Consider the following 14,376-nt stretch of genomic DNA (forward strand, 5'->3'; position numbering starts at 1 on the left):
GGAGTTTTCGATGTCTCTACCCGCTGATCTGATGGAGCTTCGCGAAGAAGAAATCCGCGCGCATTATGACGCGGCTGCGGGGCATCTGGATGGGTTCGATCACACGCCCCGGATCGCCAAACCGAAGGAAGCCCCCAAGGCCGAACGCAGCCCCGGCGTTGGGCGGGCGCGTCGGTTCCGGTCGACCACGCCGGGTCTTGTCACACGCTCGACCGCGCGGCCCGAAGGGGTGCATCTGGTGGAGCGGATCGAAGGATCGGATGGCGACGATCCGCTTGTCTCTCCGCTGCAAGCAACCGTGCTGCACGCGCTGCGCCGGGGCATCGCGATTGCGCTGGCGGTGGGCGAAGGCTTTGCGGAACAAACTGAATTGGCCGCGCTGCGTCGTTCGAACCTTGAGGGCCGATTGGGGGCGGACAAATCCACTGCATTCTCAGAACTCCTGACTGCCGAAGCGCTGATTGTCCTGCATGTCTTTGCCAACGCAACGTCTTACCTGCTGGCCGATCATGCCAGTGAGGTTTCGATTGAGGTTGGCGCGGTTGAGGAGGTCCTGACCGACAACGCCCCACTTGCCCTGAACGGCGCGCTTTGGGAGTTGGATCAGGAACTGGCGACCTTTGTTACGTCCGAGGACAAGCTGGTCGCGACCGTGCTGGCCTATGTCGAACAGTTGATGGAGAAGGTCGCCCTGCGCGCCCAGACCGCCAGCCACCTTGGCCCGTTCACCTCGGCCAATTACCGGGTTGAAGCGGACGAGTTGACGATTTCGGGCTTCACGCCCTCGCGCGCCCATCGCGGCTCGAAAATCACGATGACCTTCAAGAAACCGAACGAGGTCGTGGGCAACCACATCGCGAAGTATCAGGCGATGAAACTGTCCAAGATGCTGATGGCATACGATTTCGACCGCAAACTGAACCCGTTTGCTGAACTTGGCGGTTTCATCTTCACCTTCATGGGCGACGGCAAGCCCGGTACGGGAAAAACGACGCTGATCCAGATGATGGCCGGGCTGGTCAATGATTACTGCGCGGTGGCGGGCTATCCGTTCCGCTATCAGAACTTTGGCATCGACAATATCGACAGCTATCAGGGTAAGTCGGGCCAGAACGCCAAGGCGTTTATCAACAATGTGCTCGACCCCAACGTGATCGGCTTTGGCACCGTGGATGACATCGACCAGATCGCGGGCAAACGCGGGGATCGCCAATCCAGCGCAGGCCAGCAAGAGGTCACGGCGGTCCTGATGGAAAGCTTCGCGGGCGCCAACACCGTGGTGCGCGGGAATTGCACCTTCGGCATGTTCTCGAACTACCCCGAGAATGTGGACGACGCCTTGCGCCAACGCGCCGGTGCGCGGTTCTTGGTGGACGGGCCACGCACGCGCGAGGACTATATCGACATCCTGCATCTGCTTATGGGCAAGAACCACGACATCCCGCTGGGCAAGCACGACCTTTACGGCGCGCAAGAGATCAAATCCGCCGTCGCCCGTAGTTTCGAGGCGCATAACAAGCCGCAGGAAACCGGGTTGATGAACGTCTTCGACCGTGTGCATGACAAGATCGGGGAACTGGACGACATCGCCAAGATCGGCACCTATCTGAAAGGCATTCAGGAGGCCGACGAACGCTTCACGGGCCGCTCGATCAAGAACATCACCGACGCGGTGAAAGTCCGCGCGATGGACTTTGAACTGCCCGACGAATGGATGGAAAACCCGGAGCTGTTCTTGGTCAAAGACTATGACACCAAGAAAGACATGATCGAGGATCTGCGCGTGCCCATCACCACCGACATGGTGATCCAAGAGGTCAACCGCTATGCCGATTCAGAGTTCCGCTATGCCGATAAGTCAGACGAAGCCGCCATCGAGGCGATGGTGCGTGACTTTGGCCGTCAGGAAGAGGCGAAGAAGCGGTATTTGGAGGGGAAGGGGTGAGCGTAAAGTGTTTTGACCATCGGAGTGTCGAGGCTATCGCTCGCGCTTTGGGTGATACAGAATATGGCTTAACCAATTCCGAGATCGACAATGTTGCGCATGCTTGTGGATTCGCGGAGGAAGAACCAAACACAAAGTGGAAACGAGTGTTTAATATTTTGGCTAAGGATCAAAACACGCGCGGAAACGGAAATGGGGTGCTTGCGTTTGTGCGTAAAGCAATGCGCCCTGCTATCTACGTTAGTACTCCCGAAAGATATGAGACCCTACGTGAGAACTTGAATCGAGCGCTTGTTTTCGAAGGAATGGCTATTGAAAGAAATGGTAAACTTGCTAGCGTCGACACTAGCAATACCATCAATGACGCGCGCCGAAAGGCGGCGGAGCTAAGAGGTAGTCTGCAGGAGAGAGGTGTTCACCCAGATGTCTTAAGTTTTTGTCGCGAAGAATTGCTTGCGGACAACTACTTCCACGCTGTGCTTGAAGCTAGCAAGAGTCTAGCGCAGAAAGTTCGAGACAAGACGGGTCTGACGGAAGATGGGTCAAGTCTGATCGACAAGGCTCTTAGTGGCGCATCACCGCTTCTCACAATAAACAAATTCGCTACCGAAACGGAAAAATCCGAGCAGAAGGGGTTCGCGATGCTGTGCAAAGGCGTTTTTGGGATGTTTAGAAACCCCACATCCCACGCTCCGCGAGTTTCTTGGGAAATGAATAGAGCGGACGCAGAAGACTTGATGTCATTGCTCTCGCTTTTACACCGTCGATTGGACAGTAATGTCAAATCGGAGAGCCCCCAATGAAACGCCTCATCAAACGCGGCCTCATGTTTGGCAATCTGATCCGGGTCGACAGCCCGGCGCTGATCGAGCGGTATAACCGTGCGCTCAAGGGGCTGGCGGGCAAGCAGACGAAGCTGAAAGAATTCCACATCGACGTCTCGGGTTTCTCGCCCGAGATCGGCGAGGAACTCAAAGACCCGCTCTACCTCAACCCCAATGGTTGCAACCGGCAGTTCATCATTCTGACGGTGGACCAGAAGAAGGCGCCGCTGTTGAATGCCATGTTCTCGACCTCGCGCGGCATCCTGCGGCAGTTCATTGCGGATAACGAGGCGAAGCTCTTTGCGCTGACCGCGCATGATGCGGTGGCGGGCGAGTTGATGAACTCGGTCTATGACATCTCGGACCCCGCGCGGCTTTTCGACATCCGCAAGATCGTGATCGAGGCCGATACAACCCAAAGCCACGTCAAAAACGCGCGTGAGCTGGCCGAGAAGATCGACCATTTCCAAACCGCGCCGAACGCGTGGTATGACGACGAGTTGATCGCAGAAATGATTGAACTCGCGCGCGAAACCGGGGACGTGACCAAGGTTCCGGTCGATCTGGGCGTGCAGGAATACGAACAGGGGAATTTCTGGACGGCGCATTTTGGAGGGCTGTATATTTTCCGCGACGTGGAAAACCCCGCCGTGATCGTGTCGGGCGACAAGACCGGGCTCGCTGTTCCGCCGCCGGGCAAGGTTCTGGACACGTCCGAGGCCAACCGACTGGCGGGCTTCTTAAGCCGCAACGATCTGGTGGAACCTGTGGTGCGCGAACGTGGTGATGCGGGGGCTGCGATCCTGCGTCAGAAGATGGAGTTCATTCTGGTGGATGCCGCCACCAGCGTTGGCCTTGATCTGGGCGATATGTCCTCGCGCACATTGCGTCACGTGGCGCAGCGTATGGGTGCGCATCTGCCCGCGGCATTTCGCGGGCTGGCGGCCATGGTGCGCTGGGCCGAGGCCGGTGGCCAGTGGCCCCGCATCGACAGCCGGCACCCGGCCTATTTCTATACCCTGCGCGCGCGCCCTGATCACCCGGATCGCGACCTGATCAACCGGCTGCTGTCCGAGTTGGCTCCGATGGATTTCCGCCAATTGTTCATCTGCCACAAGGAGCTTTTCTATGCCGCATATGCCACATGGCCTGACGAAAAGCGTGAATTTGTGGCAGAATTCCTGCATCGTGACTATATGGCAAACAAGGCCGGCGCGCGCGAAGCGCTGTTTGGCGGTCGGAAAGAGCCGCTGAAGGTGCCGCGCAAGGTCCAACCGCGCACGCGGGACGAGATCATAGATGTCGTCGGCCCGTGGGGCGCTGTGAACAGGAGATAGCGATGGGGTTGGTGCGACTTGTCATTTTTGGGTTTATCGGGCTCAGCATCGTCTATGTGCTGGTCAGTATGTATTCCCGATCGGTCCGGCTTGAAAAACTGGAAAACCAGTGGGCAGAGGATCACCCGGATGGTGACGAAACCGACCGCGACGCTTGGTTGCGCGAGGGGATGGAGGATTACAAGAATAGCTTCCGACCAAAGCTGATCCTGCTGGTCTATGTGATCCCTGCATTCTTTGTCCTGTTGTCTGTCATATTAATTAACTGAGGTCTCTCATGCGCCGTTTTCGTATCATCATCCGCAGTTTGATTTTCCTGATGCTGTTTGGGGTGTTCCACTATGTCTTGCCACAGCACGACGTCGTGCGGGTCGTGAATACCTATCAGGAACGGCAGGATCTGGGGGACTGGACCCGGATTTTCTGGTCAAAACCAGATGACCAATCGGCCAATCTGATCAACCGTGATGTACAGTTTGTGCAGACCGTGAAAAAGAAATCCTATCTTCTGGGCTTCATCCGAAGCGATGCAGAAGAAGTGATGGTTTACCGGAATGAAGACACCGGCTGGGGATGGCCGTTCTATTTCAAGTTCGACACGGCCAGCTTGCAGACCGAGGTGGACGACTTACGATCCACACCCGAGGCGCCGAAATGGGCTGTGGTCACGCATTATGGCTGGCGCAACGAGTTGATCTCGGCGTTCCCGAATGCCGTCGGCATTCGCCCGGTGGCGGGCCCGGATGTGACCATCATTCCTTGGTTCAACATCATGTTCTTCATCGTACTGGCCGTCATCATCGGATTTGTCCGGGCGCTCTGGAGGCAATTCCGCCAGCGTTCGATTGATCCGGCGCTGGAAGACGCGGGCGAGGCGTGGGACGCTGTCGATGCGCGCGCGGATCAAGCGAAAGGTCGGGTCTCGCGCTGGCTGGACAGTTGGAAAAAGAAATAACATCTGAAAACAGTAATGCCGCGCTGGTTCTCAACGCGGCATTCTTTTTTACTATCGAGGCGTTATTCGCCGTAAGGCACCCAGATGGTTTTCACCTCGGTAGCGTGAGCCAGAAATTCGCGACCTTCGCCCGTGGCCCCGAACCAGTCGCGCGCATTGGCGTTGTTGACCCAGGTCCGTTTCAGATTGCCAGCACTTTCAGCTTCGACAATGGCCGAGATATCGGCCCCTGATTGCGCCCAAACCGCGTCCACACCCAAGTGGCCAGAAAGCGGCGATGCAAGCTCGGCATGGCTGCCGGTGACGATATTCACCACACCGGCAGGCACATCCGACGTGTCGAGCACTTGATAGAAATCAGTCGCAGCCAACGGGAAAGGTTCGCTTGCAGCCAGCACCACGCGGTTGCCCATCGCGATGGCAGGCGCCATCAAGGACACAAGGCCCAAAAGCGGTGCGTCATCCGGGCAAAAGCCACCGATCACACCAACGGGCTCGTTCATCGCCAGCGCTACACCGCGCATCGGGATGGGCTTGGCAGCGCCGTCATATTTGTCAGCCCACGCGGCATACGTGAACAGGCGGCTGACCGCGGCGTCCACTTCTTTCGCGCCATTGCGGCCCCCCATCATGGCGTCGATCCGGGCAGCAAATTCGCCTGCCCGTGCCGACAGGTTTTCACCGATATAGTAGAGGATCTGCGCCCGCAGGTGACCCGTGGTTCTGGACCAACCTTCGGCGGCGTGGGCCGCTTCTACGGCATTGCGAATGTCTTTGCGATTGGCCACGCCGACATGCCCCAGAAGGTCGCCTTGTTTTGACCAGACAGCCTGAGAATATCCGCCATCGGGCCGGGTCTGCTTGCCGCCGACATAAAATTTGGCGGTGCGATCCAGCGCGCTGACCTTTGTTTCTTTCGGGGTAGGGAAGGCGGCAATGGGCTTCAAAGCCTGCGCTTTGGCGCGCGGCTTGGTATAGGCTTGCAACCCTTCCCAGCCACCTTCACGCCCAAACCCGCTTTCGCGCACGCCACCAAACCCCGCAGCGGCGTCAAACATGTTGGTGCCGTTTACCCACACCACGCCCGCGACCAGCTTGGGCGCGATGTCGAGCGTCAGGTTCACATTCTCGCTCCAGACCGTTGCGGCCAGACCGTAGCGCGTGTTGTTGGCGATCTCGACAGCTTCGGCGGGAGTGCGGAATGTGGTTGCGACCAGAACCGGGCCAAAGATTTCCTCCTGCATCAAGGAAGACGCCGACGACAAGCCCGTGATCAGCGTCGGGGGATAGAAGCAGCCTTTGTCCGGGATCGGGCAGGGTGCTTGGTAAAGCTCGCCATCGCCTGCGCCCTCATCAACCAACTTTGTGATCTGCGCGTGTTGGACAGGGTCCACCACCGCGCCGACATCGATGGATTTGTCCAGCGGATCGCCCATCCGCAACTTGTTCATCCGCGCTTTCAGCTTGGCATAGAATCGGTCCGCGATGCCCTCTTGCACAATCAAGCGCGAACCGGCGCAGCAGACCTGACCCTGATTGAACCAGATCGCATCAACCAGACCTTCGACGGCTGAATCCAAGTCGGCGTCGTCAAAGACGATGTAAGGTGATTTGCCCCCAAGCTCCAAGGTTAGCGATTTTCCCGACCCTGCTGTTTCGCGCCGGATAACGCGTCCGACTTCGGTTGAGCCGGTGAAGGCGATCTTGTCGATATCGTCATGCGTCACGATGGCTTCGCCCACGCGGCCATCACCGGTGACTATGTTCACGACACCTTTGGGCAGGCCAGCTTCGTCGCAGATTTGGGCGAACAGAAGGGCGGTCAGCGACGTGTATTCGGCAGGCTTCAACACCACCGTATTGCCCATGGCAATCGCGGGCGCAATTTTCCACGCCAGCATCAACAGCGGGAAGTTCCACGGGATGATCTGGCCGCAGACGCCTAAAGCCTCGCGATCAGGCAGTTCTGCGTCCTGAAGCTGGGCCATACCCGCATGGTAATAGAAATGCCGCGCGACCAGCGGTATGTCGATATCGCGGCTTTCCCGGATTGGTTTGCCGTTGTCGAGCGTTTCCAGAACCGCGAACAGGCGCGAGTGTTTCTGCACCAGACGGGCCAGAGCATACAGATATTTGGCCCGTTCATGGCCCGGCAGAGCTGCCCATTTGCGGTGCGCTTTGCGCGCGGCGGAAACAGCCGCATCCACATCGTCGGGCGTGGCTTGGGTCATGTTGGCAAGTACGGTACCGTCAGCAGGGTTGCGGGTCTCAAACGTGTCACCGACAGCTGTCATTCGCCCACCGACATAAAGGCCGAATTCGCCGTTACGTTCGGCAATCCACGCCAACGCTTCCTTGGCGCTTTCGGGGGCAAGGCCATAATCCATCGTGTCAAAGATTTCTTTCACGGTCATATCTATTTCCTCAGCCCATCGGGTGGCGGTAGGTGGCCGAATAATGGCCGGTCACGTGGTGTTCAAGTTGACGCTCTATGTCGCCCAGAAGCGAGCTCGCGCCAAAGCGAAACAGGTCTGGGTTCAGCCAGTCATCACCCAGCTCTTCCTTGATCAGGGCCAGATAAGTGATTGCGTCTTTGGCTTTGGAAATACCGCCAGCAGGCTTATAGCCGACCTGATATCCCGTGGCCTCGTAATAGTCGCGGATTGCGCGGATCATGACGAGGGTGACGGGCAAGGTCGCATTCACGCTTTCCTTGCCGGTCGAGGTTTTAATGAAGTCGGCGCCCGCCATCATGCACACCAGCGAAGCGCGCGCGACATTGCGCAGACTGCCCAGTTCGCCTGTTGCCAGAATGGCTTTCACATGCGCCTCGCCGCAGGCCTCGCGGAAGTCTCGCATCTCGTCATAAAGTGCCTGCCAGTTGCCGGTCAGGACATGCTGGCGCGAAATCACGATATCAATCTCGGCGGCCCCTGCGCGCACGCTTTCGCGAATTTCTTCGACCCGCAAATGATAGGGGCTAAGACCCGCTGGAAACCCGGTCGAAACCGCTGCAACCGGCAGTGAGACACTCATGTGCTTCAGTGTCTCAACAGCAGTTGGGATCATATCGTGGTACACACAAACTGCGCCAGTTGTGATGTTGTCGACCCCAAGGGCGGCGAGGATTTCCGGCCGCACAGGATGCGCTGCCTTAGCACACAGACGTCGCACACGCCCCGGCGTGTCGTCGCCTGCCAACGTGGTCAGGTCGATCATCGTGATAGCCTTTAACAGCCAGGCCGCCTGATGCTCTTTCTTGACACTGCGACGACCCGGAAGGGACGCACAGCGGCGTTCAATTGCGGATGTGTTGGCCTGAACCGCGCGCACCCAGTTCATGTCCAGGTCCATGCCCGGATTGCGTGAATGCGTCACTTGCGGCAACTGCGCGGAGTCCCGTTCCTCCCCAGAGGTGCGGGCTGATGTCTTTTCACTTTGCACGGATTTCCCTCGGATTTGGCCAGTGGGTTTTGTTTGCACAAGGTTCGCACGGGCATTCTGGATTCGCAATAATGCTCGTGCAGAGGGTGACGTTTGGTTGTTTTACCGGCGTTCTGACGAAAAATGCTGTCATTTTCACGAATTAGTTGGTTCAGTCGCGACGATACGACCTGTCGAACTGTTGATAGATCGACAGTGCTGCAAGGAGTTGTTTCTCCTGTCAGGATGCGCTTAGGATGCTTCATCGGTGATTGTCGGAGGGCTGAGTCTCTCCCGGAACGATTGAGTTCTGTTCAAGGCATCATCCAACAAAAAAACTGACTAGGGAGAACTTTCATGAAAATCACAATCAAAGCTGCCCTGCTGGGATCGGCCTTTGCGCTTGCAAGCCCGGCATTCGCGGCCGGCACGCATCCGGTTACGGGCGACGCGCTGGCAGACAACCAAACCTACACCTATCGTATGCTCGATGATGTGAAGTCGTTTGACCCTCAAATCAACACAGATGTCGAAGGTTCGCACATTCTGCGCGACCTGTTTGAAGGTCTGGTGAATTCGGACCCTCAGGGTGGCTCGGTTCCCGGAGCGGCGGAAAGCTGGGAAGTGTCGGAAGACGGCCTGACCTATACGTTTAAGCTGCGTGAAGCAAAATGGTCAAACGGTGACCCGGTCACCGCTGGCGATTTCGTCTATGCTTGGCGCCGTCTGGCTGACCCGGCGACCGCGTCGGAATATGCATGGTATATCGAACTGATGGGCATCGAGAATGCCACCAAAGTTGTCGCAGGCGAGATGGGTGCGGACACCCTTGGTGTGACAGCCGTTGACGACATGACGCTTGAGGTCAAAATCGATGCGCCGCGCCCCTACTTCCCCGGTATGCTGACCCATGCGTCAACCTTCCCGGTGAACCAAAAAGTACTTGAAGCGCAAGGCGCTGACTGGACCAAACCCGGCAATCTGGTTGGTAACGGCGCTTATGTCCTGACCGACTATGTTTCCGGCGTGAAAGTCGTCCGTGAGCGTAACCCAATGTATTGGGACAACGACAACACGGTTCTTGAGACCGTTGTTGCATTGGTCATCAATGACGAAAATATCGCGCTGACCCGCTATGACGCAGGTGAAGTCGATAAGACCGACGTTCCCGCGGGCCAATACCCGGCTTTGAAGGAAAAGCTGCCTGACGAGACCTATTCGACACCTCGTTCCTGCTCGTACATCTACATGTTCAACTTGCGCGACAACGGTCCAGAGGCCTTGAAAGACATTCGGGTTCGCAAAGCGCTGTCCTATGCGCTGAACCGTGACGTCATCGTCGACAGCATCCTGAAAGGTGGCCAGTATCCTTCGTACAACTGGACCCACCAAAAAACCGCTGGCTTTGAAATGCCGAACATCGACTATGCGACCTGGACCCAGGATGAGCGTATGGCAAAAGCCAAAGAGCTTCTGGAAGAAGCAGGCTATGGTCCTGGTGGCAAGCCACTTGAGCTAACGCTGAACTACAACACTTCAGAAGCGCACAAGAAGATCGCGATCGCTGCATCGCAGATGTGGAAGCAGGCTTTGGGTGCCAACATCACACTGGCAAACTTCGAGTGGAAAGTGCACCTGGACAAACTGCGCAACGGCGACTTCGGCATGGCACGTTACGCTTGGTGTGGTGACTACAACGAACCGTCGACCTATACCGACCTGTTCACCACAACTTCGGGCCACAACAATGGCAAATACACCAACCCGAAATATGACGAGTTGGCCAAGGCTGCTAAAACCTCTGCAAACCCTGCTGAAGAATACAAGCAGATGGAGCAGTTGCTGGCAGACGACATGCCGATCGTTCCAGTCTATCAGTATACGCAGGTGATCATGGTCAAGCCGGACCTGAAAGGGTACCCCTTCGAAGACCTGATGAACAACATCTATTCCCGTACGATGTACAAAGTAGCTGAATAAGCGACTTGTTCTTAGCAATTGGGCTGGCCCGGGGAACCTGGCCAGCCCGTCTAGAAGCGGGGTCTTTACATGCTGGGTTTTGTTCTTCGTCGCATTGCGATGGCCGTACCTGTTATCCTGATCTTGATCATTTTCTCGTTCGTTCTGATGCGCGCCGCCCCCGGCGGACCATTCACAAAAGAACGCGCGCTGCCGCCGGTGGTACTGGAAAACATCAACGCCAAATATGGGCTGGATGATCCGTTCCTCGTGCAGATCGGCACCTACCTGAAAAACATCATCTTCCATTTCGATTTTGGTCCGAGTTTTATCTATCAGGATAGAACGGTGAACCAAATCATCGCCGATGGCTTCCCGGTCACTTTGACCTACGGGTTTTGGGCGTTCGTTTTCGCCGTGCTGATCGGAGGAGGGCTGGGAATAGCCGCTGCCTTGAAGCAAAATACCTGGATCGACTATCTGGCGGTCGGGTTTTCAATCGGTGCGCAGGCCTTGCCCAACTTCATCATGGCCCCGATCCTTGTGCTGGTGTTTACCCTGTGGTTGAACTGGCTGCCTGGCGGCGGCTGGTGGGGCGGACCTGGCGACGCGAACTCATACTCCTCTTACCTTGTGATGCCAGTTATCGCGCTGGCGACGTCGTATCTTGCGTCGATAGCGAGGCTAACAAGATCTTCGATGCTTGAGGTTCTGAATTCGAATTTCATTCGCACAGCACGGGCCAAGGGCCTTCCAGACCGCACGATCATTTTCCGCCATACGTTGAAGCCGGCTTTGATCCCGGTCATCTCGTATCTGGGGCCGGCATTTGTTGGCATGATCACCGGTTCCGTGGTTGTTGACATGTTCCTGTCAACCGGCGGGATCGGCAAAGATTTCGTGCAGGCGGCACTGAACCGCGACTATTCCGTGATCATGGGGATCACCATCCTTGTCGGCATGCTGACGATCCTTTTCAACCTGTTGGTCGACGTGCTCTACGCATGGATCGACCCGCGGATCAGGTATTGAGGGCGCGCGCATGACACATATGACAAACGTAGAAACGACCATCGACACAACCGAAGTGATCAAGGGCCGGTCGCTGTGGCAAGACGCCCGCGCAAGGTTCTTTCGGAACAAGGCGGCCGTCGCCTCACTGATCATCTTGTTACTTGTTTCGCTCTTCGCGTTGTTTGGTGGTTTTCTCACACCATGGTCGAATGAAGAAATTGACTGGAACCTGATGGGTGATGTGCGCACGCTGGGTGGACCGTCGTTCGAAACTGGGCACTATTTCGGGCTTGATCCCTTGGGTCGCGATCTTTTCGCGCGGGTTGTTCAGGGCACCCAGATTTCGCTGATGATCGGTATCGTCGGCGCGCTAATCTCGGTCGTTGTGGGCACATTGTATGGGGCGACAGCTGGATTTGTCGGCGGGCGGATAGACAACATCATGATGCGGATCGTCGATATCCTTATGGCGATCCCCTATATGTTTGTTCTGATCCTGCTGCTTGTGGTGTTCGGGCGGTCGATCTTCATGCTTTTCGTTGGGATCGGGTTGATTTCATGGCTTGATATGGCCCGGATTGCGCGCGGGCAAACCTTGTCGATCAAGAACAAGGAATTTGTGGAAGCCGCGATCGCGACGGGAGTTTCGACGCCGAAAATCATCATACGCCATATTGTTCCGAACCTGCTTGGTGTTGTCATCGTTTACGCCACATTGCTGGTGCCCTCGATGATCATGTTTGAAAGCTTTATCTCGTTCCTCGGGTTGGGTGTTCAGGAGCCTTTGACAAGCTGGGGCGCTCTAATCAACGAAGGGGCAGGGCAAATGCGCTATGGCACCTTGTGGATGTTGGGCTTCCCGCTGTTCTTCTTCCTGATCTCACTGTTTGCTTTCTTTTTCTTTGGTGACGGGCTGCGTGATGCGCTTGACCCGAAAGACCGCTAGGGGTTTGCGATATGGCACTTCTTGAAGTACGTGACCTTAGCGTCCATTTCGACACCCCTGACGGGACGGTGACCGCCGTCGACAAGATCAGTTTTGATCTTGCTGCGGGCGAAACGCTTGGCGTTGTGGGGGAAAGTGGATCAGGCAAAAGTCAGACCGTTTTCGCCATCATGGGCCTTTTGGCGCGCAACGGCCAAGCGACCGGATCGGTCAAGCTGGCGGGCGAAGAGATCCTGAATATCTCGACCAACAAGCTGAACAAAATCCGGGCTCAGAAGATCGCGATGATTTTTCAGGATCCGATGACCTGTCTGAACCCGTTTATGACGGTGGCAGACCAGATGGCCGAGGTATTGACCCATCACAAAGGGGTTTCGAAATCAGAGGCGGTGCGCCAATCGGTCGAGCTGCTTGACGCCGTGCGAATACCCGAAGCGAAGAAGCGCGTGACAATGTATCCGCACGAGTTCTCGGGCGGGATGCGGCAGCGGGTTATGATTGCCATGTCGCTTCTGTGCAAACCGGATATCCTGATTGCAGACGAGCCAACAACGGCGCTGGACGTCACCGTTCAGGCGCAAATCATGAACCTGCTTGAAGACCTGCAGAAAGAGTTCGGCATGTCCATCATCCTGATCACCCATGATCTTGGAGTAGTTGCCGGTTCCTGCAAGGAAACGCTTGTCATGTATGGCGGCCAGCAGATGGAATATGGAACCACCGAAGGCTTGTTCGAGATGCCGACCCATCCTTACACGATGGGGCTTCTGAAAGCCGTTCCGCGCTTGGATATCGAAAGCGAGCGCCTGGCGACCATTCCAGGCAGCCCGCCCAACATGATGAACATGCCCGCGGGATGCCCGTTCTCGCCGCGCTGCGATTTTGCGATTGAGGCCTGCGCCGGTACGCGTCCGTCCTTGGATGGTGTGACAGGCCGAAAAGTGCGTCGGCGCGCCTGCCTTAGACCCTTGGAGGAGCTTGTATGAACGCCCAGTCCCCTCTGCTATCTGTCCGTGACTTGAAAGTCTGGTTTGATATCAAGCCGAAAGGCGCGATGCCATGGACGTCGCCTGACAAGCTGAAAGCCGTAGATGGCGTAGATTTCGACCTGATGCCGGGCGAAACCCTTGGTATTGTGGGCGAAAGTGGTTGTGGCAAATCCACGCTTGCCCGCGCAATCATGCGTATGGTTCCGTCCGAAGCCGGTACCGTCTTGTGGTTGGGCGACGATCTACTGTCCCTGAACAAACATGAAATGCGTGGACACCGCAAAGAGATGCAGATGATCTTTCAGGATCCTCTGGCGTCTTTGAATCCACGCATGACAATCGGTCAGATCGTGGCCGAACCTCTGAAGACACACCACCCGAATACGCCCGCTTCTGAAGTGAAAGATCGCGTGCGGGAAGTGTTGGACCGTGTCGGTATTTTGCCCAATATGATCAACCGCTATCCGCACGAGTTTTCGGGCGGACAGTGCCAGCGGATCGGTATCGCGCGCGCATTGATCGTCAAGCCACAACTGATCATCTGTGATGAACCGGTGTCGGCGTTGGACGTGTCCATCCAGGCGCAGGTGATCAACCTGCTGATGGAGATCCAGGAAGATATGGGCCTGAGCTTAATCTTCATCGCCCATGACCTGTCGGTGGTGAAGCATATTTCAACCCGTGTCATGGTGCTTTACCTCGGCAATGTTGTGGAGATCAGCGAGGCCGAGCAGCTTTATCGCGCGCCGGGCCACCCATATACTCAGGCGTTAATCTCGGCGGTTCCCATCCCGGACCCAAAGGCAAACGCGGCACGCGAAGTGATGATTTTGGATGCCGATCTTCCGTCGCCTTTGAATCCACCATCAGGATGTGTGTTCCGCACGCGATGCCCACTTGCGAAACCGGTCTGCGCGCAAACCAAGCCGCCGCTGACGGACCGTGGAAGTGGCCAGCAAGTTGCCTGTCACGTGATCTGACTGC

At 56.6% G+C, this 14,376-nt stretch carries 12 protein-coding genes; 10 read left to right on the top strand and 2 right to left on the bottom strand.

Annotated elements, in window-relative coordinates; all coding sequences use genetic code 11:
• Positions 1–10: 10 nt before the first annotated feature.
• The 5 genes from K3556_RS03055 to K3556_RS03075 are packed head-to-tail and all read left to right on the top strand — an operon-like array spanning position 11 to position 5,061.
• Positions 11–1,945, top strand: coding sequence for an ATP-binding protein (locus K3556_RS03055; RefSeq protein WP_260518261.1), 1,935 nt, complete (start codon positions 11–13; stop codon positions 1,943–1,945).
• Positions 1,946–1,992: 47 nt separating this feature from the next.
• Positions 1,993–2,748, top strand: a complete 756-nt coding sequence (locus tag K3556_RS03060) for a TIGR02391 family protein (protein WP_260518262.1) — start codon at positions 1,993–1,995, stop codon at positions 2,746–2,748.
• Entirely contained in the window at positions 2,745–4,106 is a 1,362-nt protein-coding gene (locus K3556_RS03065) for a DUF6638 family protein (RefSeq protein WP_260518263.1), read from the top strand. Before K3556_RS03060 ends, K3556_RS03065 begins: the two co-directional genes overlap by 4 nt.
• 2 nt (positions 4,107–4,108) lie before the next feature.
• A complete protein-coding gene (locus K3556_RS03070) occupies positions 4,109–4,375 on the top strand; it encodes a hypothetical protein (RefSeq protein ID WP_260518264.1) in 267 nt (88 codons plus the stop codon).
• Between the two features lie 8 nt (positions 4,376–4,383).
• Positions 4,384–5,061 (top strand): DUF1523 family protein, encoded by a 678-nt coding sequence (locus K3556_RS03075; RefSeq protein WP_260518265.1) that lies wholly within the window; start codon positions 4,384–4,386, stop codon positions 5,059–5,061.
• A gap of 62 nt (positions 5,062–5,123) precedes the next feature.
• Here K3556_RS03075 and K3556_RS03080 read toward each other — a convergent pair whose 3' ends face one another.
• Both K3556_RS03080 and deoC read right to left on the bottom strand, forming a co-directional pair.
• A complete protein-coding gene (locus K3556_RS03080; protein WP_260518266.1) occupies positions 5,124–7,475 on the bottom strand; it encodes an aldehyde dehydrogenase family protein in 2,352 nt (783 codons plus the stop codon).
• Between the two features lie 10 nt (positions 7,476–7,485).
• On the bottom strand, positions 7,486–8,448 hold the full coding sequence (gene deoC / locus K3556_RS03085; RefSeq protein WP_260519161.1) for a deoxyribose-phosphate aldolase: 963 nt from the start codon (positions 8,446–8,448) through the stop codon (positions 7,486–7,488).
• A 393-nt stretch (positions 8,449–8,841) separates the two neighbouring features.
• On the opposite strand from deoC, the gene K3556_RS03090 reads away from it, so the two are divergent.
• The 5 genes from K3556_RS03090 (at position 8,842) to K3556_RS03110 (ending at position 14,372) form a co-directional block, all read left to right on the top strand.
• Entirely contained in the window at positions 8,842–10,464 is a 1,623-nt protein-coding gene (locus K3556_RS03090) for a peptide ABC transporter substrate-binding protein (RefSeq protein WP_260518267.1), read from the top strand.
• Between the two features lie 69 nt (positions 10,465–10,533).
• Complete coding sequence (gene oppB, locus K3556_RS03095) at positions 10,534–11,475, top strand: oligopeptide ABC transporter permease OppB (protein ID WP_260518268.1); 942 nt, start codon at positions 10,534–10,536, stop codon at positions 11,473–11,475.
• A 10-nt stretch (positions 11,476–11,485) separates the two neighbouring features.
• Positions 11,486–12,403, top strand: a complete 918-nt coding sequence (locus K3556_RS03100) for an ABC transporter permease subunit (protein WP_260518269.1) — start codon at positions 11,486–11,488, stop codon at positions 12,401–12,403.
• Between the two features lie 11 nt (positions 12,404–12,414).
• Positions 12,415–13,389, top strand: a complete 975-nt coding sequence (locus tag K3556_RS03105; protein WP_260518270.1) for an oligopeptide/dipeptide ABC transporter ATP-binding protein — start codon at positions 12,415–12,417, stop codon at positions 13,387–13,389.
• The gene (locus tag K3556_RS03110) at positions 13,386–14,372 is read left to right on the top strand and encodes an oligopeptide/dipeptide ABC transporter ATP-binding protein (protein WP_260518271.1); all 987 of its coding nucleotides are present in this window, start codon (positions 13,386–13,388) and stop codon (positions 14,370–14,372) included. The genes K3556_RS03105 and K3556_RS03110 overlap by 4 nt, the downstream gene beginning before the upstream one ends.
• The last annotated feature ends 4 nt before the right edge of the window (positions 14,373–14,376 follow it).

It is taken from the genome of Aliiroseovarius sp. M344, from assembly GCF_025140835.1.
Taxonomy (GTDB): Bacteria; Pseudomonadota; Alphaproteobacteria; order Rhodobacterales; family Rhodobacteraceae; genus Aliiroseovarius.